Raw genomic sequence first — 22,808 nt, forward strand, 5'->3', positions numbered from 1 at the left:
ATGAAAATGAATAATGGAAAAGAATATATAAAAAGCCAGGCAATCTAATGATTACCTGGTAGAAATTACTCATCAGTCCTATTTGACGAAGAGCCAAAAAACCACAATATCAAGCACTTCACAGATGAAGCTAGATACTGACGGTTTTCAATGTCGTATATAATGTATATATCATTTCAATCGCTTATTCGAATTCGATTTCAACTGATTCAGTTAACACATCAGAATAGCTATAGCAGATGCGTTCAAATTTGTTTTCTTCTTGGTCTAGTTCAACCACAAAAACAGCAGGGAAAGTGTCACTTAGCACCCCTTGGCGTTTCATCACGCGTTTACGACCAATCTGTTGTGTTAGATGGACGCGTTCACCAATTTTTCCTTCAAGTTCCGCTTTAATCATTGCAATATTATTTGGCATGCCCTCACCTCTCTACCATAAAGTATACCATAAAATGCAAGATATTTAAATACCATTTTTGTCTTTTATTGTCAACAATAATAATGGTAGAAATAGGTGAGAATTTTAGCCAGATAATCTTAATCTTGGAAGGTTAAGTCTTCTTTATACAAGGCGTCTGCCAAGTGTCCAAAATCTGCAATCGTTAATGTTTCTGCCCGTTGCTTTTGGTCAATACCTGCAACTTCAAGGGCTTTTACCATTTTTTCAACGACGGCTTCTTCTTTTCCAAAGGCAGCCCGTAAGTTATTCCAAATGGTCTTACGTCGTTGTTTGAAACTAGACCGAACTAAATGGAAGAAAAATTCTTCATTTTCAACAGTAATTCTTGGTTTATCTAGCTTGTTTAAGGCCAAGATAGCTGAATCTACGTTAGGTTGTGGGTTAAAAACAGTCCGTGGTACGGTAAAGGCAATTTCCGCGTCACAGTAATATTGAATAGCTACTGATAATGACCCGTAAGCCTTCGTTCCTGGTGATGCTGTCAATCTTTCTGCCACCTCTTTTTGCATCATCAAGATGAATTGGTCGAAGTGGAAGCTGGCTTCAAGTAAGTTGAAGATGATTGGCGTTGTAATATAATAAGGCAAGTTAGCCACTACAACCGTCCGCTCAGCAGGTGGAAAGGCCGCCATTGTTGCATTCAAGTCCGCTTCCAAGATATCTTGGTGCTTGATTGTTACATTGTCGTAGTCACTTAGGGTATCTGCTAAAACTGGCAACAAGCGTTGGTCAATTTCAAAAGCCAATACTTCCTTGGCATTGATGGCTAAAAACTCCGTTAAAGCCCCAATCCCCGGTCCGATTTCAATAGCGTTGGTATCCTTGTCCACCCCAGCCACGTCCACCATATGTTGTAGGATTTGCGGTTCAGTCAGGAAGTTTTGTCCCAAAGATTTTTTTGCATCTAAATTAAATTTCTTTAGGATAGCACCCGTTCTTGACGGCGTTGCGATATATTTAAATGGTTGATTCATAATTTTCACCTATTTCTTTTGGTAATTTTCAAGCACTGCTGCCACTTGGTTTAATGATATCTGAAAAAGGGCTAATCGTTTCGCAAGCTGCTTGCCGTTGACATAACCCAAGTGTAGCTGGCTAGATAAGTAGTCTCTTCTGTCTTTGGCATCCGGCGTCCCAATCAACCTTAAGGCAATCAAGTCTTTTTGTGCGATAGGCTCAAGGTCAGCCTTCGCTGGATCAGCCAACTGGTATACATTGGCCATCGCCTTTTCAATCGCTGTATCAGAGGCATGCTCAACCCCTAAACTCCCCTTATGACTTGGCTTCGCCTCATCTCGTTGAATAAAGGCATGTTGAACACCTGGCACAGCATCCACAACTGCTTGTCGAATCTTAATGCCAGAGATATCTGGATCTGTAAAGACAATTACCCCATGAAGTTCATGAGCTTTCTTGATTTCAAGCAAGGTCCGTTCATCAACCGCTGACCCGTTAGTTTCAATCGTTGTGACTTGGTATAGCCGGTTTAACCGTTGGGTATCTGACTTGCCCTCAACCACAATTACTTGTTTAATCCGTTTCTTTTGTTTTGTAGATGGTTTTTCAGCTTTCGCCATCTCTCCCTGTTTGTCTTCAGCTGTCATATCACGCATCTACTTTCTCTTGACTAATTGTTGGCCATCAAAATTCAGTGCGAATAAATCCAAAGCATTTTGGAAGGTTTGCGCTTCAAAGTCAGCAATGGCACTTTCACGTGTTGCCGCCAAAGTTTCTGCTACATAGGCCACAAAAGCTGATTCATTACGTTTGCCTCGTTTTGGTACCGGCGCTAAATACGGCGAATCTGTCTCAATCAAAATCTTATCATCTGGCACCAATTTCGCTGCTTCCCGCACTTCGACTGTCTTTTTAAAGGTCGATACCCCCGAAAAAGAGACGTGCATGCCTAAATCTAGGAATTTCTCGGCCCATTCAGGTGTTTCACCAAAGGAATGCATAATGCCACCGAAGTCGCCCACTTTTTCCTCTTTTAAAATGTTGTAACAATCAGCCGTCGCGTCCCGGTTATGGATGACAATGGGTAAATGTAATTCGCGGGCAATCGCTAGTTGACGGCGGAAAACTTTCTCTTGTACATCACGGGGACTGGTATCCCAATAATAGTCCAAGCCCGTTTCTCCAAGTGCCACTACCCTGTCATCTTCTAAAGTAGATAGCAGATATTTTTCAGCTTCGCCATTGTAATCCACTGCCTCGGTTGGATGCCAGCCGTAAATGCCAACCATGTCCCCATTTTTCTTGACCATTTCTTGGGCCCGGTTAATGGTATTGTAGTTAAAACCTACTAGGGCAAATCCCTTTACCCCAGCATGTCTAGCCCGAGTAATGGTTTCATCGCGGTCGTCATTAAAATCATCCACATTTAAATGTGTGTGCGTATCAAATAACATATTTTTCCTTTCTTAACTTAGAAAAAGGGGCTGTGACAACCAGCCCCTTCATCACGTTATCATTAAGCTATTTCACTACCATTAGAAGCATCTTCAGGTGCAAATACAACTTGTAATTTACCCTCGTGTTCTGCAGAAAGGATCATTCCTTGAGAAACTTCACCCTTCATCTTACGCGGTTTTAAGTTAGCGATGATGCAAACTTTTTTCCCGATTAAAACACTTGGATCTGGATAGAATTCACGAATACCAGATAGGATTTGACGGTGACCCTTGTCTCCTGCGTCCAATCTGAATTTCAATAATTTGTCTGCTCCTTCAACGAAGTCAGCATCAATCACTTCAGCAACCTTGATTTCAACTTTATCAAATACATCATATTTGATTTGGCTATCTTTAACAGATACCAATTCCGTTTCTTCAGGGTTGAAGTTTTCGTCTTCTTCATCGTCACCAGCTGGTTTATTGGCCGCCATTTGTGCTTGGATATAAGCTACTTCTTCATCGTGGTCTAGTCGTGGGAAGATTGGTTGCCCTTTTTCAACTACTTTCGCAGTTTCTGGGTATAAACCAACTTTTGCATTTTCAAAGCCTGCATCAGCGTCGAAATCTAAACCTAATTGTTCAAAGATGTTAGCTGGCGTTTCCACCATCACTGGTTGAATTAGGATGGCAATCACACGTAGTGAGTCCACCAAGTGGTACATCACTGATTGCAATTTACCTGCTTCTGCTTCATCTTTAGCCAAGATCCAAGGTGCTGTTTCATCAATGTATTTGTTGGTACGAGAGATGATTTCCCAAACATGGTCTAAGGCTACACTGAATTGTAGGTCATCCATCGATTGACGGTATGCCGCTACTTCTGTTGTGATGAGGTCTTCTAATGGTGCATCAAAGTCCGTAATTTGACCTGGGTAAGCACCGACTTGACCGCCTAAGTACTTGTTAACCATTGAAACAGTACGGTTCAATAAGTTTCCTAAGTCATTGGCTAAGTCGTAGTTAATCCGGTTGATGAAGTTGTCAGGGGTAAAGATCCCGTCATGACCAAATTTCACTTCACGCATTAAGTAGTAACGTAAGGCATCTAAACCGTAGCGCTCAACCAACATTTCAGGGTAAACAACGTTCCCTTTAGATTTAGACATTTTACCATCTTGCATCAATAACCAACCGTGACCAAAGATTTGTTTTGGTAGTGGTAAGTCTAATGCCATCAACATAATTGGCCAATAAATCGTATGGAAACGAACGATTTCTTTCCCTACAAAATGGATATTTGCTGGCCAATATTTGTCAAAGTTTTCAGCATCCGCATTGGGATAGCCTAAAGCTGTAATATAGTTGGCTAAGGCGTCAATCCAAACGTAGACTACGTGTTTAGGGTTAGATTTAACCGGCACCCCCCAGTTGAATGATGTACGTGAAACCGCCAAGTCTTCTAGACCAGGTTTAATGAAGTTGTTAATCATTTCATTTTTACGGGTTTCAGGTTGGATGAATGTTGGGTTTTGTTCGTAGTATTCTAGTAAACGATCAGCGTATTTACTCATCTTGAAGAAGTAAGATTCTTCTTTTACTAATTCTACGTCGTGACCAGATGGCGCTTTACCACCGATAACTTTACCATTTTCATCTTTGTAAACTTCTTCTAATTGGGTTTCAGTGAAGAACTCTTCATCAGAAACCGAGTACCAACCTTCATATTCACCTAGGTATATATCGCCTTGTTCTAATAAGCGATCGAAGATGTATTGAATGGCTTCAATATGTTGTTGGCTTGAAGTACGCATGAAAATATCATTTGAAATCTTCATTGTCTTCCAAAGTTTTTGCATGCCAGCCGCCATACCATCAACGTATTCTTGCGGTGAAATGCCTTGTTCTTCAGCTTTTTGTTGGATTTTTTGTCCGTGCTCGTCGGCACCAGTTAAAAACATCACATCAAAACCGTTCGCACGTTTGTAACGCGCAAGTGTGTCAGATGCTACTGTTGTATATGTATTTCCGATATGTAATTTACCACTTGGGTAATAAATCGGTGTAGTAATATAAAATGTTTCCTTATTTTCAGCCACGAATGAGTGCCCCCTAATATTTGTCTATTCTCTTTCCGTAATAGTATATCATAATTTATCAGTATTTTAATGGGGTTCGACGACATTTACGATCACTCGTGTCACGAATAATTGATAATATGCTAATGATTCAATTTGAAAAATGGTGAATCTGTCCTAAGCTAATCCACTAGTCCACCTAATTATCTACTTACTAGACTAATTGCTTACAGGTCATTCATCACCCGGTTAGCAAACTGTGGGGCAAAGCGGCCAACATGACCGTATGAAACAGCCTTTCCCGGACTTGGCGCGTGTAAATAATAGCCATCCTCAAGGGCTAAGGCGACGTGGTAAACCTGGTCGTCTTCTTCAAAAAAATATAGGTCGCCAGGTTGAACATTGTTTAAGTCTACAGGTTGGCCAAAATATTGCTGTTGATTGGTTGTACGTGGCATATATAAGCCGTTTGCCTTGAAAATATATTCAATAAAACCGGAGCAATCAAACCCAGATAAATCATTGCCACCCCAAACATAAGGAATGCCAATCAAATCATTGGCTGTGATCAGGATGGCTTGCCGCTTAGTTGTTGCGGTCTTGAATGGTAGGTGTGCATTTTGGTCGCTAGCTGGTATTGATGCTGTTGTGCCCTTTCCCTTGGCCTCAATGGCTTGTGCGGGAAAGGCGAGCGCAGCCACTGTGTATAAGGCGGACAGCAAGTACAAGAAACTTCTTTTTCTAAACATATTGATCACTCCTTTATTGGTTATAACAGGGCTATCATATCAGGTTAAAATCCTTGTTGCTATAGGATTTACACAAGTTTTACCAAGCGTTTTCTGGGTGTTTTCACGTATACGGATTGGGGGCAAAATGCGTCAAAAAAAGACCTGAACCGGGGTCCAAGTCTTTCATCTTTTCTATATTAATATTTACGCGCCTTCGATGGTTACTAAGAAATATTTTTTCTTACCGCGACGAACAACGATGTATTTGCCTTCGATGGCATCTGCTGCTGAGATTTCGTAGTCGACGTCTTGTAGGCGTTGACCGTTGATGTAGATGGCGCCGTTGTTGATGTCTTCGCGTGATTGACGACGTGATCCTTCGATGCCTGCGTCTACTAACCAAACGGCTAAATTGTTGCCTTCTTTAGGCATTGTTGACCCTGGCATGTTACCGAAACCTTGTTCAATTTGTTTGGCTGATAGGTCTTGGATATTGCCTGAGAATAAGGCTTCTGTGATGGTTTGGGCATCTTGTAAGCCTGTTTGACCGTGAACAAAAGTAGTCATTTCTTCTGCTAAACGACGTTGTGCTTCACGTTTTTCTGGTTGAGTAGCTACTTTTTCTTCTAGGGCTTCGATTTCTTCTTTATTTAAGAAGGTAAAGTATTTCAAGTATTTCACGACGTCTGCATCGTTTTGGTTTAACCAGAATTGGTAGAATTCGTATGGTGACGTTTTTTCTGGGTCTAGCCAAATCGCACCACCGGCAGTTTTACCGAATTTAGTGCCATCCGATTTCAACATTAATGGAATAGTTAATCCAAAGGCTTCTGCGTCTGCTCCAGCTTCTTTACGAATTAATTCTAAACCTGATGTGATGTTGCCCCATTGGTCGGCCCCACCGATTTGTAGACGAACGTCCTCGTTTTCAAAAAGGTGTAGGAAGTCCATTGATTGAAGGATTTGGTATGAGAATTCTGTAAATGAAATCCCTGTTTCTAATCGTGAAGCAACGATGTCTTTTTTGATCATGGTATTCACGTTGAAACGTTTCCCAATATTACGTAAGAAATCAAGTAAAGTCAGGTTTTTGGTCCAATCGTAGTTGTTGACCATACGGAAGTCGGCGTCTTTTTCTTTTAGGAATAAGTTTTCCATTTGGCTAGCTAATTTGCGGGCGTTGTCTTCTACTTGTTCCATAGTTTGTAGGTTACGTTCTTCCGATTTACCTGATGGGTCACCGATTGAACCAGTTGCCCCACCGATTAAGATAACTGGACGGTGTCCTGCTAATTGGAATCGTTTAAGGACCATAAATGGAATTAAGTGACCGATATGTAGTGAGTCACCAGTTGGGTCAACACCGCAGTATAGGCTGATTTTGTTGTCTTTGATGTAGGCTTTTAGACCGTCTTCGTCTGTTTGCTGGTTGATGGCGCCCCGCCATTCTAATTCTTCAATAATGTTCATATTTTTCGCTCCTTTTCCCTTTTATAAAATAAAAAAAGCCCCTGCCCTAAGCTCTTCCAATTGGAAAAACCTAGACAGGGACGATCAATTACCGTGTTACCACCCAAATTGTTATAAACATCTAGTTTATAACCTCTCTTTGTGCGTTATCGGGCACTAGCCGGCGGAATTTGTACTGCTATGTGTAATTCACTATCAATCCTTGACTAGTTTTCACCCACCACTAGTTCGCTAATTACCAGATTTATTGCTACTCCACCAATTGACTTGGTGCCATAGTGCATTCCTTGCACAAGATTATTTGCGTGTGAAGCTTTCGCTTCTCACTGAATTTTATCAAAGTCATTGGATAAGTCAAGCAGTTTTGATGTCTTTTTCTACTATCGATTGATACTGATATGCTTTCTCTTCTATCCAATTACCATTCTTCGTGGTTCCATGCTAGGCCGTCTAAATTGCCTTGGGCTTGGAATAGACGTTTGTCGGTTTCAGCGATTTCAGCTTTCACTTTTTTTAGTATGGCGATTGTTGCATAGTCTGTTGCCGTTTCGATGGCTTGATCAATGATCGCCTCGGTCCATTTCAAGTCATTTTCCATTCCGGTTCTAGTCTCCTTGTTTAATGCCGTCATATGATGTGCCCCTCTTAACGCCAGCTTGTTTTAGGTAGTTGCGCTTCAATATCGCCTAGATTATCCATTTCCTCTGCCCATTCTTCAGCAACCAGATTTAGTTGCTCTTGTAATGGTTGATCAAAATCGCCTGCAATGTCTTTTAATTGTGCGATCAACCAAGCGTTTCGCTCAGCAAATTTTGCCTGGTTTGGTAGTTCTAGGTATTGTCTAAAACGGACTAGATTGTCTTGCTGGATATGTTCTGGTTGGTAGGAATGTTGGGCAAGGACAAATGGTGGCAAGTAATTCAAGCCAATCGCACGTGCGAAGGATTGGTAAGGTCGAAGTAACTCTGAAATGGTTACTTGTTCCCGACCACCTGCTTGATACTGTCTTAAAGGCACACCCACTGAGATGATTACACCAAATTCTTTACCTTTTAAATTTGTACTATAGGTATCTAAAAATTCATTGTTAAAGACTTCTTGAATAAAATCCGACACTAAACCGGGTGCTTGATACCAAAATAATGGAAATTGAAGAAACCATCTGTCTGACGCTAGGATAGCTTCTTGATAAGCTGTCACATTTGCTTCAGTGAATGGTCGTTCAATTTGGATAAAAGGAACGGTACTTGGTCTGGCTTCATACAGAAATTGGTGGGACGCTGATGTCGCCATTTCTGGATGTCCACCAAAGATCACTCTTGCCATTGATTCGCCTACTTTCTCATTATTTGTAGTCATTTTATCATAAGACTATTTTACATAAGAAAAGCAGCCTAACCAAGTAGACTGCTTGCAAAATTTATATTGAATGATTTTTATAATAAAGCTGGTGAATTTGGTCCAACTGGAATACCAATTAGATACCAGATGACTGCCATAATAATCCACGCAATACCGATGGCTACTGAGTATGGTAATACGTTAGACATTAACGTTCCTAAACCAGAACGCTTGTCGTATTTGTATAATACTGCTAGAACTACCGGAATGTAAGCTTGCATTGGTGTTAATGGGTTAATAATCCCATCACCAATACGGTAAAGCATTTGGGTGAATGCTGGGTGATAACCTAATAGCATGAACATTGGGACAAAGATTGGTGCCAGGATTGCCCATTTTGCCGAAGCGGAACCAATAAAGAAGTCAACGAACATTGATAATAAAATGAATCCGATGATTAAGGCGATACCATTGGCGCTTTCTAGTAAGCTTGCGCCTGAAATCGCAATGACTGTCCCCATGTTAGACCATGAGAAGTACGCCATCATTTGACTTGAGAAGAAGATGATCACGATGAAGCTTCCCATATCAGCCATTGATGTAGATAACATCCGAGATAAGTCGTGTGAGTCTTTGACTTGGCCGGTCATCTTACCGTACACAAAACCCGGTACGAAGAACATAATTGTCATCAAGACTGTGATCCCGTCCATAAATGGCGAATCAGAAATTAATGAGCCCGTTTCAGCGTTTGCTAAGAATGAATTTGGTATTAAGGCTAAAACTGCAACAATAGCGATTGTCGCTAGTAATGACCAGTTTGCATATTTAACTGCTTTGATTTCTTGGTCTGATAATGAGCCACCTTTGTGAACTGATGGTAATTGCTCGCTGGCAAATTCAGGTTGGTACTCCCCCATTTGTGGTAATGAAATTTTAGTCAATACAAAATAAATAACTGGTACTAATACAAATGTTGAAGCGAAGATGAAATAGTAGTTCATCGCAACGTTGAGTTCAATATCTGGCATAATAGTCTGTGCTGCTGATTCTGTAAAGGGGAATACTAAGGCATCAGACATCCCCAACATCACGTTGGCTGCAAAGGCTGCAAGTGATGAGACATAACCTAGCACTGCACCGGCCATTGGGTTTAATCCCATTTTCAAGAAGGTTAAGGCTGCTAACGGTGGCAATACGATTGGACCAGCATCCCCAGCGATGTTGGCAATTACTCCTGCAAAAATGATGATCAGTAAGATATATTGCTTGGGCGCTTTCTCCACTACGTTAGTTAAAACGGCTTCAAAGTAACCTGATTTCTCAGCCATACCAACACCAAGCATAATAACTAATACAGCTGACAAGGCTGGGAATCCAGCAAAGTTGGCCCCTGCTTCTGATATCATGCGGGCAAAGTATTCGCCAGTTAGCAAGTTATTTACTGCAACCTCTGAATTATCTATCGGATTGACAACCGATACCCCAAACATACTCATTACCCATGACGCTAGAATGATTAGAATACATAGGTAAATGAAGATCATAATTGGTGAAGGCATTTTGTTCCCTACACGTTCAATCCTGTTAAGAAAACGGAGTAACCGTGATTCTTGTTGTTTTTCTTCCACTTATTTCATCTCTTTTCTTATTGTAATTCTTGCTTATCTTTCCACTATTATATTAGATTATAAATATTTCATTAAAATTTCGCAAGTATTCGTTAAGTTTTTCTATAATTTCCACTCTTTTCTTGGAAGATAATCTCCATTTTCCCCAAAAAAAAGACCCATATCATCTTTATATGGATCTATTTGTTAGATTTATTGACGGCTAGAGGCCAAATTCTTTTGGTATAAGTTACTTGTACTTGTCTCAACCCTACCGTATTGATGTATGAATCCTAATAATTTGTAATGATTATTGGTCACACTGTTCACCTCTTTCCGTTGTTGGATTTGTATTTCCTGCGAAAGAGGGGTTTGTAAATTATAGAACCTTTAACGGCTAGCTACCGTTTCTGTGATTGTTTGAATTGCGGCTTCACTTCTTTGAATCAAGTCTTTACCTTTGGCACCTAATGTTGCTTGTAGGTTTTCATCCTTTAATAATAAGACGTTTTCTTCAACATTTTCGTTGGCTGCTTGAATAGCTGTTTTCAGCATGGCTGTCCCAACGGTGACGTCGGCCATTACAGACTTCCTTCCTAGGCTAGCGACTTGGGTCATAATTTCTAAGCCTTGTGTTGCGTGGTCCATGATTTCCAATGGCACTTCTGTGGCAATTTTTAAGCCCGCTTGAATCGCTTGTAGGCGGTCAGCTTTTTCTTGGTCAGTGGCTTTGGGTAATTTAAATGCACCGAATAGTTGGTTTGATGCGTCTTCGTCCCCTTGCACCAAAGCGAACAGTGCTTCTTGGTGGCTAGTCATTTGATTGACTAGACCCGTCAGCAAATCAATGTCTGCCCCCTTTTGCTTTTCAATAGTAATATTTAGGACCATGTTACCTAAGGCGGCGCCCATTGTGCCGGCGTATGCTGCTGCTGACCCGCCCCCTGGTGCTGATTGGCTTGAGGCTAATGCTTCGATATAAGTATACATTTCCATGATATTTTCTCCCTTTTAATCATTTTTTGAGTGATAGTTTGAATAATTTCTTCTATTATAGAATAGTGTTAAAAAAAGTTGAATAGTGGAATTAAAACGATTGGTACGAACATAGATGGCGCGATGTTCATGACCTTGATGTCAGTAATTTGTAAGAGATTGAAGCCTAAGCCCATAATAATGAGGGACCCTACTGCACCAATTTCTGTGGTTACGACGTCACCTAATAAGGGCGCGATGGATGCAGATAGTAGCGATAAGGCTGCTTCATAAATAAATAATGGGATAGCGGCAAAGGCTGACCCAATTCCAAGAGTTGACGACAAGACAAACACAAACACAAAGTCTAAGATAGATTTGGCGTACATGGTGGTGTGGTCTAGGAATAAACCAGACTGCAGGGACCCAATGATCGCCATTGCGCCGACTACAACGAATAAGGTGGCCGATACAAAGGCTTCTTGAAAGGTAGATTCACCTTCGTCAGCTACTCTTTCTTGGAGTTTTAAAGCAAAATGGTTAAATTTCCCGTCGAAGTCAACTGTTTCACCGATTAAAGTCCCCATCACTAAGGACAGCACCATGACGATTAGATCCTCTGTTGCAAGAGCACCCTGGATTCCAATAAATATAACGACCAAGGCAACGGCTGTCATGATACCTTTTCGAGTGTTGTTCGTTAAGAGATGACCGAATGTCGACCCCACACCTGCCCCAAATACTACGCTAATCGCGTTTACAATTGCCCCAAATATGACCATGTCCAAACTCCTCTTATCTTCGTTTTCTTTTGAATTTGATTATAACAAATAATGAGATTTTTATGTGTGACTTGTTAACATTTTGTTAAATCCAGTTTCCGTGTTATATTTTATGACACAAAACGTTAATTTGCCCTTGCATTATATTAAAAATACATTCATAATACACAAGTAGTTAAATTTAGGACAACAAAAGAAGGAGCAATTTATATGGCAATATGGACAAGAGAAGCAATTTTTGAAGACGCAAAAGAAAAAAATGTACATTTTATTCGTTTAGCATTTTCAGATGTTAACGGAATTTTGAAAAATGTTGAAATCCCTGTTTCACAGCTAGACAAGGCTTTAGATAACGAAATGGCTTTCGATGGTTCTTCTATTGATGGATTTGTCCGTATCGAAGAAGCTGATATGAAGCTACACCCAGACTTGAATACTTGGACTGTTTTCCCTTGGGGTTCTGATGATAGAAAAGTTGCCATCTTGATTTGTGATATTTATACAACCGACGGTGAGCCATTTGCAGGTGATCCTCGTGGCAACTTAAAACGTATGGTAGAAAAATTAGATGATTTAGGTTTTTCTTCTTTCAACTTAGGTCCTGAGCCAGAATTCTTCTTGTTCAAACTTGCAGAAGACGGCAACCCAACGACTCGCGTAAATGATGTTGGTGGTTACTTCGACGTTGCGCCTGTTGATTTAGGTGAAAACTGTCGACGTGAAATCGTATTGGTACTTGAAGATCTTGGTTTTGAAATAGAAGCTTCTCACCATGAGGTTGCGATCGGCCAACATGAAATCGACTTTAAATACACTGATGTTGTAGATGCTTGCGATAAGATTCAATTATTCAAGTTAATCGTTAAAACTGTTGCGCGTAAATACAACTTGCATGCTACTTTCATGCCAAAACCTATTTACGGCATCAATGGTTCTGGTATGCACTGTAACATGTCTTTATTCAAAGGAAGCGAAAACGTCTTCTTTGATGCAGATTCTGAAACACAGTTATCTGAAACAGCTATGAAATTTATCGCTGGTGTCTTAGAACATGCTAAAGCAATCACCGCAGTTGCTAACCCGATTGTTAACTCATACAAACGCTTGGTTTCTGGTTATGAAGCACCTGTAAATATTGCTTGGTCTGCACGTAACCGTTCACCGCTAATCCGTATCCCATCAGCTCGTGGGAAATCAACACGTGTTGAATTACGTTCAGTTGACCCGGCGGCTAACCCTTACTTAGCACTTGCTGCAATCTTAGGTGCTGGTCTTAAAGGTATCGAAGATGAAATGGTTGCACCTGCACCAATTTCTCGTAACGTATACAAAATGACTGCTGATGAATTAGTTAACGGTGGCATTGATAAATTACCTAGCTCTCTATCTCGCGCTTTAGACGAATTAGAAATCGACAACGTTGTACAAGATGCTTTAGGTGCACACATCACTGCAAACTTCATCTCAAGCAAACGTATTGAATGCCAAGAATACCTACACCAAGTAACTGACTGGGAATTGAATACATACTTAGAACAATACTAATTTAGGCAAAATGAACACGACTTGGCGAAAGCTAGGTCGTGTTTTTTTATTGTATACGAATAGAAAAAACACATAACCCAAACAGAAATTCAGATTATGCGTTAAATTTGGTTTATTCATTTCTCAACAGTTTGTGTCGCACCCTAGTCAGGTTCGCTTTGGCAATCAGCTATCCACTTCATAATAACTTGCCCAAAAGCTCGCACCCTCTTTTTAAAAGTCGTTCCAGTTTTTATCGTCTGTATACTTGTCATCCACAAAACTGTGATTGGTTTTGTATGTGGACGGTTTTTCTTTTCTTGTAAATCCGCGGTATGTGTTGCCTGGTTTTTTGGCATTGCGGTTTGAACTCGGCGTGCACTCGTCTTCTTCTGCAAGGACTTCTTTGGTCCGGTGCTTTCTAGCTTGTCTTAGTCGGGATACTTTTTCCGGATAGCCCGTTTCATCTAATGCTTCTTCGTAGAAATTGATTAAGGCTAGGCTGTGGTAGGGTTTGACGTAGAAGTAGGCTAATCCTAGCGTGAATGGAATCAATACGTACCATCCGATGAAGCGTAGGTTTAGCCAGATAAATCGCCATTTCCGGCCGCGCATCATCCGGCGAGATTCTGTGATGGCCTCAGAGGCTGTTAGGATTGGGAAGTCGACGATTAAATAATCGGTCAATGCATATCCTATACCTTTGTAAACCGCTGGAAAAAATAACAACAATGACCACATAAGTAGGTAAAATCCTCGTAGGCATCCTGCCCAAGCAAATTTGATTGAATCACGCATAATGGGCCCGATGATGTCACGGTGGATTCGTATCGATTGTTGGTTATTCTTTACCATTAATGACCGTAGATAAGCCATTTCAGCTCCGGCAATAAAAACGATCCCGATAATCATAATAAGGATGCTGATGGGGTAAAGGACGAAGGATACTGCAGTTGGTACAGTCCCAATAATCCATACGATTGCCCAAAAAATAATGGTAAATAAGACAAACCAACCTGTATTTTGGCTTAGCGTCTCTTTAGCTTTCACTTTTAAATTTCTTCGCAATCACGGTCACCTCCTCATTAAAAATCATCAATTTATTATGTGCATATAATACTTGTCTAATCGATAAACTGGTAGACAGCAATACTTGCCTTTCAGACCAGCTAACCTTATATAAGTATTTTATCAAATTCTAAAGTTTCGCCATCCAACCTAAGACCTATTTCAAACAAAAGAAAAGCCTTGAATACCGTCGTACTCAAGGCTGTCCTTCGCCTGTAATAAAGGTTACATCTTAGTCGCGAGAACGACCGCCAAACAATATCAAGACACGTAGTAGTGACAAGGCACCTGCAATTGCTGAAGCGACGTAAGTCATAGCCGCAGCGTTTAGAGTTTTACGGGCATATGGTAATTCCGTTGCAGTTAGGACATTCCCGTCTTCCATAATTTGTAACGCACGTTTAGAGGCGTCAAATTCGACTGGTAAAGTCACCAATTGGAAAAGTAAGGTTAGGGAGAACAAAATAATCCCAATATTGATGAAGGTCTCGTTAAACCCAGCCATAGCACCAAGGATTAAGATTGGCCAAGACAGTTTTGAACCGATACTCACAACAGGTACAATTTTTTGACGTAGGGTCATCATGAAATAACCTTGGGCATCTTGAACAGCATGGCCACACTCATGGGCCGCAACACCGATAGCAGCAATCGATTTTGAATCGGCTGTGGCGTCAGATAAACGCAATACTTTATTGCTTGGATCATAGTGGTCGGTTAAGTTCCCAGAAATACGCTCAACTCGAACGTTGGTAATGCCTGAATATTGTAAGATGTATTCGGCAACTTGGGTACCGGTCATCCCCTTTGCAGTGGCATATTTACTATATTTAGTAAATGTTCGATTTACGTTGGCACTTGCGATTGATGCGATTACAGCACCAATAATAATTAAGATATAAGTCCAGTCAAACATCATGGGGAAAAACATTGAATCACTCCTTCTTTTATATTATAACAGCTAACGCCGCCCTGACCAATGCGTATGCTGGTTAGGGGTTTATAATTTGTTGGTGGATGATGTCGATAACTTCCTGACTTTCTGGTAGGTTGTTCAGGTAAAATTCATGGTGCATGTAATCAAACTGGTAGTAGTTACTAGTATGATTATGGGCACGTAATCGGCGGTGTAACCAACGGCCGTCGCAGGCGTGGCTGTCATGCGTTCCGTTAATAAAATCGACTGCTGGCATTGAGTCAATTGGCATTTTAGCATAATTTAAAGCTGGATTTTTCTCCCGCCAGATAGTTTTTAAGGCATTGACCTTGGTGGCATCAAATTGAACATCGTTTGGGTTGATATTGACGTCATCAAAGCTTGTATTCAACCATGGTGATAGTAAAATCACCCGTTGCACTGGACTGCCTATTTGGTCCATCCGATCCGCAACCAGTAAGGCTGGAATCGCGCCAGTGTCTGAAGCAAGGAAATAGACATTTCGAAGAGAACGCCCTGTTTTTTTAGCGATTTCCTCTATCAAATTGGTCAACCGTCCTGTTTCACTAGCTAAGTCATAATTAGCGAATGATCGCAGCAAGGGAATTGACACATTCGCATCATCTTCGAAACGGTTAGCTATTTTTCGGGCGAAGGCCCATTCACGCTCTTGTAAGGTATGAATCCCGCTTCCGCCATGGAAATAAATAATCCAGGCTTTGTCTGTCTCTTGAGAATCCCCTTGAGTGCCCAAAGCTGGTTCAGTATCAATATCCGTCAGCTCGACCATGACACCCTTTTGGCCACGGTGAATCTTTGAAGCTTGGTCTCGGGTAATAAAGAATAAGTTTTCGTGGTTGATACTCCGTGTAGCTAGGTCTACAGTTGCTTGCTTCTTGCTATTGGCAGGGGTGAGGCGATTAGCTTCTCGCATAATCCGCATACCATCTTGTATCACCTTGCTGCGCACCGATCGCTCTTGACTCATGGCATGATAAACATAGCCGACACCTGTTGCAGCAACCGCTAACCCTAGTCGCCACAGTCGGTTATTGTCCTTTTTACTCATTCCCACACGCTCCTTCCCACTTTCTTCATCATAAAACTTGCACCAATTCTTTAGTCTATTATAACTGAACACTCAGATTTGGATAGGGACTAAAGTCCTAATTTCTGGCAAAAGAATTCCTACGTTTTACTTAGCGTTTTCTAAAAATTATATTAATTTCTTGAGTAATTTGCTTAAGTCTCGTATCATTAAGGGAGCATTATACTTTATGGGTTATCATTGGTTACTTTATGCAAAAATGCATATGGTATTCATTGATCAATAAAGTAAAAAAGAATAAGGAGATAGATAATGGTATTGAAGAAACTATCCACCCTTGCAATCATTGGATCGAGTATTGGGGTATTAGCAGCTTGTTCAGCCACACCAGACCAAGTTGTGACGAAATCATCCGAAAACGCCGACGCTATGATGGGCCAATTAGAGGCCATTCAAACGCAGGAAATGGCCTTACAAGATGCTTTTGAAGCAGATTTGGCAGCTGACGAAAGCTTAGCCAACTTCGTTGAATCAGGCACGGGTGCAACACGGGAAAACTTACAAACAAGACAAGAAGATTTTGATGAATTAAAATCACTTTTTGAAGATTTCCAAGGTCAGGTTGAAAGTTTAAATGAATTTGACGAAACTGATTTCACTGCTGGGGAAGATTTCGCCAACTTTGATGCATCTCGCCAATTAGCTGCTAGCATCAACACGCAAATGAGCGCATACATTGAAAACTACCAAGCTGTTTTGGAACAAGAAGATGCTTATTACACGAGATTGGCAGCCGAAGATAGTGACTCAGCAGCCTTCTATGACGGCCTAGCTGAAATTAACGGAAATTTCGAAACGTCACAAGCAGCTTTATCGGATATGTTGCCTGACTTAACGGCATTAGCCAAACTTTCTCAAACAGAAAATCAATCATAATAAAATCAAATAGAACGGAGGCCAGAACCTTGAAAGACAATCAATCAAATCCAAATCCGGATAATAAGAAAACTTTAGACCCAAAAAACGAAGGACCTAAATTCAATTGGAAACTCGTTTTAAGCTTACTCACAGCTATTGTACTAGGTTTAGCCTTAATCTTTGGGATTCGAACAGACTGGTATGGCTTAGCCAATGAAAATAACCAAGATCAAACAGCAAGTAGCGACAATTCGTCTGAACAAAATGCTGAATCTACCAGTGAATCTGGTGAAGCAAGTGATGAAGATGCTAGCACTGAGGCGACAGGTAGCGAAGGTGACAGTGCACAACTACCAAATGTTTCTACAGAAGCAACCACATTATTAAACCAACCAAAAAATTTACCCTCAAAATTTCAATACGATTCGGGTTATGACATTGCCTATCCTGAAGATGGGGTAAAAGGAATTTACCTATCAGCTGCCGGTGCCACCGACCAAGCCTTATTTGATGAAAATATGGCCCTTTTAGATGAAACCAATCTAAATTCAGTTGTACTTGATGTCAAAGACGACTACGGGAACATTACTATGGACCTACCTTCAGAAGATGATACGGTCAACAACAACGAAATAGATAGTATTGACGGCGAAGGCATCATGCAAACCTTCGAAGACAAACAAATCTATCCAATCGCTCGTATCACAACCTTTAAAGATACCAACCTAGCCAATGCTGATCCATCACGTACCTTCCAAACAGCATCCGGTGAAGTATGGACTAACGGTGGTGGCGACGCCTTCTTAAACCCATACAACAAAGATAACTGGGAATATCTTGTAGAAGTCGCAAAATCAGCCGCTCGCGCTGGTTATAAAGATATCCAATTTGACTATGTCCGCTTCCCGGAAGGATTTGAAACTTTCGGTGAAACCTTAACTTACGATATGGGTGACTACGCTGAATATGGAAAGGCTTCAACTGAAGCCCGTCAAATGGTTATCGCAGACTTCCTAGCTTATGCGCGTGAAGAACTTGAACCATATGGTGTAGATGTTTCTGCAGATATCTTTGGTTACGTGACAGATGTTGTCGCAACACCTGGTATCGGTCAAAACTACAACATGATCGCAGAAAATGTAGACGTTATTTCATCAATGATCTATCCTTCTCACTGGGGTCCTGGCTACTTTGGCTTAGACTACCCAGACTTATATCCATATGAAGTTGTACAAGCTTATATGGAAAAAGAAAATGCTTTAAATGCTGAGCTTGAAGAATCACCTGTATCTAGACCTTGGTTACAAGACTTTACCGCATCATACCTAGCGGAAGGTACTTATGCTGAGTACGGTGCTGCCGAAGTACAAGAACAAATTGACGCTGTTATTGAAAGTGGCGCCAACGAATACCTACTTTGGGATGCCTCAAACACCTACACAAGAGGTGTAGATTACAAATAGTACCTAGGATAGCAAAAACTCGACGTCAGCTGGCGTCGAGTTTTTGTTTTTTTACATTAAAGATTTTGATTTTAAAACAATGTCTTTCGACTAGCTAAAAAATGAGTTTGTCAGGTTTTAAAGAATTAACCTATTATTTAAATAATGTTCAACATGATAGCGAATTGTCTGAGGTTGACGAGAATACAGCCGATGTTCTTGCAACTGATCTCTTTTTAATGATAAGTAAAAGCCAAATGTCCCTGAAATTATTCTAATCCTCTCTTACCTCACATCCCTTCTTACTAGTATATTTTGCGTTTATGTTAGAGTAACTATTTGAAGAGTGCGTTATTTTTTGAATTCATGAAATAATTGTCAATATAAAGCGTTTTTGTAAAATTAAGAAACCGATATGCTATACTTCTGATAAATCTTCGGGAAGGAAGTATCGTATATGGATTACAATAAAATTGGTCGCGATATAATAAAGGGTGTGGGTGGTAAAGAAAATATCAATGACTTAACCCACTGTTTCACTCGTTTAAGATTCGAGTTAAAAGATAAAGATAAGGCGGATAGTGATTTGCTTAACCAAGTTGAGGGGGTGATTTCAACTGTCTATAGTGGTGGGCAATATCAAGTTGTCATAGGAAGTAAAGTTGAGGAAGTATTTAACGCTGTTCAAGAGGCACTCGATGATCTTCAGACTGAGGACGTTCAAAAATCAGTCTTAGATAGAACGCTCATCCTAATTACACAAATTTTCACCCCAATTGTACCTGCTATTGCCGCTTCAGGGCTAATTAAAGGATTACTAACTGCTGCAAATATGCTGTTGTCAATATATTTTTCTATAGACATTTCGACATCTGATACTTACATTTTATTATTTGCCGCTAGTCAAATTATCTTCTACTTTATGCCGATCTTTTTGGCTTACACAACTGCAAAAGCTTTAAAAACTGATAAATTTACGGCAATGCTATTAGGTGGATTTCTTGTATATCCACAAATCAATGAGATGATGTTAGATTATCAAACCCAAACCTCAATTTTCGGACTACCCTTTATTAAAGGTGCATGGGGAACTGGAGATAATGTGCGGGTATTTTCGTATGTAGAATCTGTTATCCCTATCATTTTAACTGTAATAGCACTCTACTTTTTAGAAAAGGTTTTAAAGAAAGTTACACCTGAGATTCTTCAAATTATATTAGTTCCAGGATTGTCTGTCATTATTATGCTACCAATTATGTTATCTGTTACAGGACCTATTGGAATATATCTGGGTAATATGATTCAAACTACATATAACGCTATTATTGATTTCAGTCCAACGTTAGGTGGTGCTATGGTTGGAGGTTTATGGGCTGTTTTCGTTATCTTCGGAGCCCATCGTGCACTTTTACCAGTTGGACTGAACGATGTTGCTTTAACAGGTAGACAAAATCTCCTCGCATTTGCTGGAGCTGCCAACTTTGCCCAAGGTGGCGCCGTTCTAGGGGTAGCGTTGAAAACAAAGAATAAAGACTTAAAAAGTATCAGTTATTCTGCCTTTATTTCTGCAATCTTAGTTGGCATTACAGAACCTGCCATATATGGGGCTAACCTCCGTCTAAAAAAACCTATGATTAGTGCAGTAATTTCAGGTGCTCTCGGTGGCGCTATTATGGGCTATGGGAATGTATATGGTGATGCCTTTGCTAATAATGGTATTCTAACTATATTTACATATGCAGCATTTGGCCTGAATCCTTTCGTATACTATCTTGTGGGATGCTTAGTTGCTTTCACTGGGGCAACCGCATTAACTTATGTGATAGGTTTTGAGGACATCCCGGTTTCTAATTCATCATCGAATAGCTCTACAGACGAAAAAACTACCAGCGGAAAATTTAATCAGGTTAATATAGTTGCACCAGTTGAAGGTGTAATTAGACCGATTAATACTGTAAATGATCCAGCATTTGCCAATAATTTACTTGGTGAAGGTATTGCTATCAGCCCTTCAGAAGGCATCGTTTTAGCTCCTGCTTCTGGTGAGGTTGTTGCTGTCTTCCCAACTAACCATGCGTTTGGCCTAAAATTAGATGATGGTATAGAATTGTTGATTCATATCGGTATCAATACGGTTGAATTGAATGGTCAACATTTCCAAAGTCATGTTAAGGTTGGTGATTATGTCGAACAGTATCAGTTGTTAGCTAACTTCAATATCAAAGCGATTCAAGAAGCTGGATACGACACCACCGTTTTTACAATCATTACGAATAATGAAGAATTTAAATTACACGGTATTCAAAGTAATCAAACAATAACAAATCAAGATAGTGTATTTACCTTAGAAGGAGGATCTAATGTTTCCAAATAATTTTTATTGGGGTGCCAGCTCATCCGCTTTTCAAATCGAAGGAGCTTGGAATGAAGATGGTAAAGGACTTACGGTAGCCGATTATAATTCATTTAAAAAAAGTAACAAACAAGCTGACACTAAAGTCGCTAGTGATTTTTATCACCGTTATAAAGAAGATATTCAACTTATGAAAGAGCTAGGTTTAAAAATGTACCGATTCTCTATATCTTGGGCCCGAATTTTTCCAGAGGGTGATGGTAAAGTAAATGAAAAAGGGATTGATTTTTATAACAATGTTATCGATGAATTGATAGCGAATAATATTGAGCCTTTTATCACGTTATACCATTTCGACCTCCCCTTCTCTTTAGTCGAAAAATACAATGGTTGGGCTTCTTACAAAACTACCGAGGCTTTTGTAAACTATGCTGAAACTTGCTATCAAGCTTTCGGTGATCGCGTAAAAAAATGGCAGATTAATAACGAACAGAATTTAATGGTCCGAGTTAATGAAAGAATGAATATTTACGATGCTACAGGGGAAGAAGCTGAAAAGCTTAGAGTGATTATGGACCACCATATGTTTCTAGCCTATGCAAAATCTTCTAAATTATGTAAGCAATTAGTTGATGGTGGAAGTGTTGGGCCTTCTATATCAGCCACAGTGACTTACCCAGCTACGAATAAACCTGAAGATGTGATGTCAGCTATTTGGAATAACCGCCTCAAAACAGATTACTGTATCGATACTCATGTAAACGGGGCTTATCCAAATTATTACTTAGAGTACCTCAAAGAAACTAACCGCATGCCTAATATTTCTGAAGAAGATGTTGTAAGTTTATCCGAGTCTGTTGTTGACTTCATTACAGTGAATTACTACCGTACTTTAACCTCAAGACACTTACCTGCTGACGCCAACCATATCAAAGGTGAAAAAATCGAAGGCTTTAATATCGTAGATTACAACATGTACGGATATTGGGAAATTCTGAAAAATGAGAACTTAAAGGAGTCTGAATACGGTGCTCAAATTGACCCTTCTGGTTTAAGAATTGCCTTAAATGATTATTGGAACAAATATAAGAAGCCCCTTATTATCACAGAGAATGGCTTAGGAACTGCAGATAATCTAGTTAATGACAAGGTTCACGATGGATATCGTATTGATTATATTAAATCTCACCTTCTAGCAATTGAAGATGCTATTAAAGATGGTGTTGACGTCTTTGGATATAATGTTTGGTCGATAATCGACATATTAAGCTCACATCAAGGTTTTAAGAAACGTTATGGTCTCGTATATATAGATCGCACTGATTTCGACGAGAAAGATCTCCGTCGTATTCCAAAAGATAGTTATTATTGGTACCAAGACGTTATAAAGTCTAATGGTCACAACTTATAGTTCTTAACAAACAACCTATTCATATCCTGTAGGCTTATCTGGCATCATCATAGGACTGCTAGTACTGTAAGAATGAAGCGTCTATGGAAGATTTAGAATGCCTCAAACACCTACACAAGAGGTATAGATTACAAATAGTACCTAGGATAGCAAAAACTCGACGTCAGCTGGCGTCGAGTTTTTGGTTGGTTTTAAATAGTGTTGGTGAAAATTATCTAAAAGTTACGAACAACTATTATTTTGTGCATCTAAAAAGGCCATGATTTC

The 22,808-nt window shown here is 40.1% G+C and carries 20 protein-coding genes; 5 read left to right on the top strand and 15 right to left on the bottom strand.

The window, feature by feature from the left end; genetic code table 11:
* Nucleotides 1-184: 184 nt before the first annotated feature.
* The 12 genes from ACFW0C_RS05700 to ACFW0C_RS05755 all read right to left on the bottom strand — a co-directional run bounded on the left by ACFW0C_RS05700 (nucleotide 185) and on the right by ACFW0C_RS05755 (nucleotide 11,840).
* On the bottom strand, nucleotides 185-418 hold the full coding sequence (locus ACFW0C_RS05700; RefSeq protein ID WP_371431151.1) for a Veg family protein: 234 nt from the start codon (nucleotides 416-418) through the stop codon (nucleotides 185-187).
* 119 nt (nucleotides 419-537) lie between these two features.
* Nucleotides 538-1,434 (bottom strand): 16S rRNA (adenine(1518)-N(6)/adenine(1519)-N(6))-dimethyltransferase RsmA, encoded by an 897-nt coding sequence (rsmA, locus tag ACFW0C_RS05705; protein WP_378106139.1) that lies wholly within the window; start codon nucleotides 1,432-1,434, stop codon nucleotides 538-540.
* 9 nt (nucleotides 1,435-1,443) lie between these two features.
* On the bottom strand, nucleotides 1,444-2,073 hold the full coding sequence (gene rnmV, locus ACFW0C_RS05710) for a ribonuclease M5 (RefSeq protein ID WP_378106140.1): 630 nt from the start codon (nucleotides 2,071-2,073) through the stop codon (nucleotides 1,444-1,446).
* Complete coding sequence (locus ACFW0C_RS05715; protein ID WP_378106142.1) at nucleotides 2,074-2,871, bottom strand: TatD family hydrolase; 798 nt, start codon at nucleotides 2,869-2,871, stop codon at nucleotides 2,074-2,076.
* Nucleotides 2,872-2,933: 62 nt separating this feature from the next.
* Nucleotides 2,934-4,952: a methionine--tRNA ligase gene (metG, locus tag ACFW0C_RS05720; protein WP_378106144.1), complete on the bottom strand. Its 2,019-nt coding sequence runs from the start codon at nucleotides 4,950-4,952 to the stop codon at nucleotides 2,934-2,936.
* Between the two features lie 206 nt (nucleotides 4,953-5,158).
* Nucleotides 5,159-5,680, bottom strand: a complete 522-nt coding sequence (locus ACFW0C_RS05725) for a C40 family peptidase (RefSeq protein WP_378106145.1) — start codon at nucleotides 5,678-5,680, stop codon at nucleotides 5,159-5,161.
* Between the two features lie 186 nt (nucleotides 5,681-5,866).
* Nucleotides 5,867-7,132: a tyrosine--tRNA ligase gene (tyrS, locus tag ACFW0C_RS05730; protein ID WP_378106146.1), complete on the bottom strand. Its 1,266-nt coding sequence runs from the start codon at nucleotides 7,130-7,132 to the stop codon at nucleotides 5,867-5,869.
* A gap of 418 nt (nucleotides 7,133-7,550) precedes the next feature.
* Nucleotides 7,551-7,763 (bottom strand): hypothetical protein, encoded by a 213-nt coding sequence (locus ACFW0C_RS05735; RefSeq protein ID WP_003143078.1) that lies wholly within the window; start codon nucleotides 7,761-7,763, stop codon nucleotides 7,551-7,553.
* Between the two features lie 14 nt (nucleotides 7,764-7,777).
* Nucleotides 7,778-8,491, bottom strand: coding sequence for an NAD(P)H-dependent oxidoreductase (locus tag ACFW0C_RS05740; protein WP_378106148.1), 714 nt, complete (start codon nucleotides 8,489-8,491; stop codon nucleotides 7,778-7,780).
* A 77-nt stretch (nucleotides 8,492-8,568) separates the two neighbouring features.
* Nucleotides 8,569-10,104, bottom strand: a complete 1,536-nt coding sequence (locus ACFW0C_RS05745) for an AbgT family transporter (RefSeq protein ID WP_378106150.1) — start codon at nucleotides 10,102-10,104, stop codon at nucleotides 8,569-8,571.
* A 369-nt stretch (nucleotides 10,105-10,473) separates the two neighbouring features.
* Nucleotides 10,474-11,079 (bottom strand): cyclodeaminase/cyclohydrolase family protein, encoded by a 606-nt coding sequence (locus ACFW0C_RS05750; protein ID WP_378106151.1) that lies wholly within the window; start codon nucleotides 11,077-11,079, stop codon nucleotides 10,474-10,476.
* A 68-nt stretch (nucleotides 11,080-11,147) separates the two neighbouring features.
* A complete protein-coding gene (locus ACFW0C_RS05755) occupies nucleotides 11,148-11,840 on the bottom strand; it encodes a DUF554 domain-containing protein (protein ID WP_378106153.1) in 693 nt (230 codons plus the stop codon).
* Nucleotides 11,841-12,050: 210 nt separating this feature from the next.
* On the opposite strand from ACFW0C_RS05755, the gene glnA reads away from it, so the two are divergent.
* Nucleotides 12,051-13,385 carry a type I glutamate--ammonia ligase gene (gene glnA / locus ACFW0C_RS05760; RefSeq protein ID WP_378106155.1) on the top strand — a complete coding sequence of 445 codons (1,335 nt, stop codon included), beginning with the start codon at nucleotides 12,051-12,053 and terminating at the stop codon, nucleotides 13,383-13,385.
* 213 nt (nucleotides 13,386-13,598) lie between these two features.
* On the opposite strand, the gene ACFW0C_RS05765 is transcribed toward glnA, so the two are convergent.
* From ACFW0C_RS05765 to ACFW0C_RS05775, 3 genes are all read right to left on the bottom strand, one after another.
* Nucleotides 13,599-14,432, bottom strand: a complete 834-nt coding sequence (locus ACFW0C_RS05765) for a DUF975 family protein (protein ID WP_378106157.1) — start codon at nucleotides 14,430-14,432, stop codon at nucleotides 13,599-13,601.
* A gap of 232 nt (nucleotides 14,433-14,664) precedes the next feature.
* A complete protein-coding gene (locus ACFW0C_RS05770) occupies nucleotides 14,665-15,363 on the bottom strand; it encodes a zinc metallopeptidase (RefSeq protein ID WP_290491856.1) in 699 nt (232 codons plus the stop codon).
* A 61-nt stretch (nucleotides 15,364-15,424) separates the two neighbouring features.
* Nucleotides 15,425-16,438 carry an alpha/beta hydrolase gene (locus ACFW0C_RS05775; protein ID WP_378106159.1) on the bottom strand — a complete coding sequence of 338 codons (1,014 nt, stop codon included), beginning with the start codon at nucleotides 16,436-16,438 and terminating at the stop codon, nucleotides 15,425-15,427.
* Between the two features lie 291 nt (nucleotides 16,439-16,729).
* On the opposite strand from ACFW0C_RS05775, the gene ACFW0C_RS05780 reads away from it, so the two are divergent.
* The 4 genes from ACFW0C_RS05780 (at nucleotide 16,730) to ACFW0C_RS05795 (ending at nucleotide 22,541) form a co-directional block, all read left to right on the top strand.
* Nucleotides 16,730-17,353 carry a YkyA family protein gene (locus tag ACFW0C_RS05780; RefSeq protein ID WP_378106160.1) on the top strand — a complete coding sequence of 208 codons (624 nt, stop codon included), beginning with the start codon at nucleotides 16,730-16,732 and terminating at the stop codon, nucleotides 17,351-17,353.
* A 29-nt stretch (nucleotides 17,354-17,382) separates the two neighbouring features.
* Nucleotides 17,383-18,798 carry a putative glycoside hydrolase gene (locus tag ACFW0C_RS05785; protein WP_378106161.1) on the top strand — a complete coding sequence of 472 codons (1,416 nt, stop codon included), beginning with the start codon at nucleotides 17,383-17,385 and terminating at the stop codon, nucleotides 18,796-18,798.
* A gap of 436 nt (nucleotides 18,799-19,234) precedes the next feature.
* Nucleotides 19,235-21,151: a glucose PTS transporter subunit IIA gene (locus tag ACFW0C_RS05790; protein WP_378106162.1), complete on the top strand. Its 1,917-nt coding sequence runs from the start codon at nucleotides 19,235-19,237 to the stop codon at nucleotides 21,149-21,151.
* Nucleotides 21,138-22,541: a glycoside hydrolase family 1 protein gene (locus ACFW0C_RS05795; RefSeq protein WP_378106163.1), complete on the top strand. Its 1,404-nt coding sequence runs from the start codon at nucleotides 21,138-21,140 to the stop codon at nucleotides 22,539-22,541. Before ACFW0C_RS05790 ends, ACFW0C_RS05795 begins: the two co-directional genes overlap by 14 nt.
* The last annotated feature ends 267 nt before the right edge of the window (nucleotides 22,542-22,808 follow it).

It is taken from the genome of Aerococcus sp. NPDC058936 (assembly GCF_042741995.1).
GTDB lineage: Bacteria > Bacillota > Bacilli > Lactobacillales > Aerococcaceae > Aerococcus.

Bases quoted from the DNA above. Each gene is read 5' to 3' on its own strand.
- ACFW0C_RS05770 (WP_290491856.1), bottom strand. From the start codon at position 15,363: ATGTTTTTCCCCATGATGTTTGACTGGACTTATATCTTAATTATTATT.
- tyrS (WP_378106146.1), bottom strand. From the start codon at position 7,132: ATGAACATTATTGAAGAATTAGAATGGCGGGGCGCCATCAACCAGCAA.
- ACFW0C_RS05735 (WP_003143078.1), bottom strand. From the start codon at position 7,763: ATGACGGCATTAAACAAGGAGACTAGAACCGGAATGGAAAATGACTTG.
- ACFW0C_RS05780 (WP_378106160.1), top strand. From the start codon at position 16,730: ATGGTATTGAAGAAACTATCCACCCTTGCAATCATTGGATCGAGTATT.
- rsmA (WP_378106139.1), bottom strand. From the start codon at position 1,434: ATGAATCAACCATTTAAATATATCGCAACGCCGTCAAGAACGGGTGCT.
- rnmV (WP_378106140.1), bottom strand. From the start codon at position 2,073: ATGCGTGATATGACAGCTGAAGACAAACAGGGAGAGATGGCGAAAGCT.
- ACFW0C_RS05790 (WP_378106162.1), top strand. From the start codon at position 19,235: ATGGATTACAATAAAATTGGTCGCGATATAATAAAGGGTGTGGGTGGT.
- glnA (WP_378106155.1), top strand. From the start codon at position 12,051: ATGGCAATATGGACAAGAGAAGCAATTTTTGAAGACGCAAAAGAAAAA.
- ACFW0C_RS05755 (WP_378106153.1), bottom strand. From the start codon at position 11,840: ATGGTCATATTTGGGGCAATTGTAAACGCGATTAGCGTAGTATTTGGG.
- ACFW0C_RS05750 (WP_378106151.1), bottom strand. From the start codon at position 11,079: ATGGAAATGTATACTTATATCGAAGCATTAGCCTCAAGCCAATCAGCA.
- ACFW0C_RS05700 (WP_371431151.1), bottom strand. From the start codon at position 418: ATGCCAAATAATATTGCAATGATTAAAGCGGAACTTGAAGGAAAAATT.
- ACFW0C_RS05795 (WP_378106163.1), top strand. From the start codon at position 21,138: ATGTTTCCAAATAATTTTTATTGGGGTGCCAGCTCATCCGCTTTTCAA.
- ACFW0C_RS05715 (WP_378106142.1), bottom strand. From the start codon at position 2,871: ATGTTATTTGATACGCACACACATTTAAATGTGGATGATTTTAATGAC.
- ACFW0C_RS05740 (WP_378106148.1), bottom strand. From the start codon at position 8,491: ATGACTACAAATAATGAGAAAGTAGGCGAATCAATGGCAAGAGTGATC.
- ACFW0C_RS05725 (WP_378106145.1), bottom strand. From the start codon at position 5,680: ATGTTTAGAAAAAGAAGTTTCTTGTACTTGCTGTCCGCCTTATACACA.
- ACFW0C_RS05775 (WP_378106159.1), bottom strand. From the start codon at position 16,438: ATGAGTAAAAAGGACAATAACCGACTGTGGCGACTAGGGTTAGCGGTT.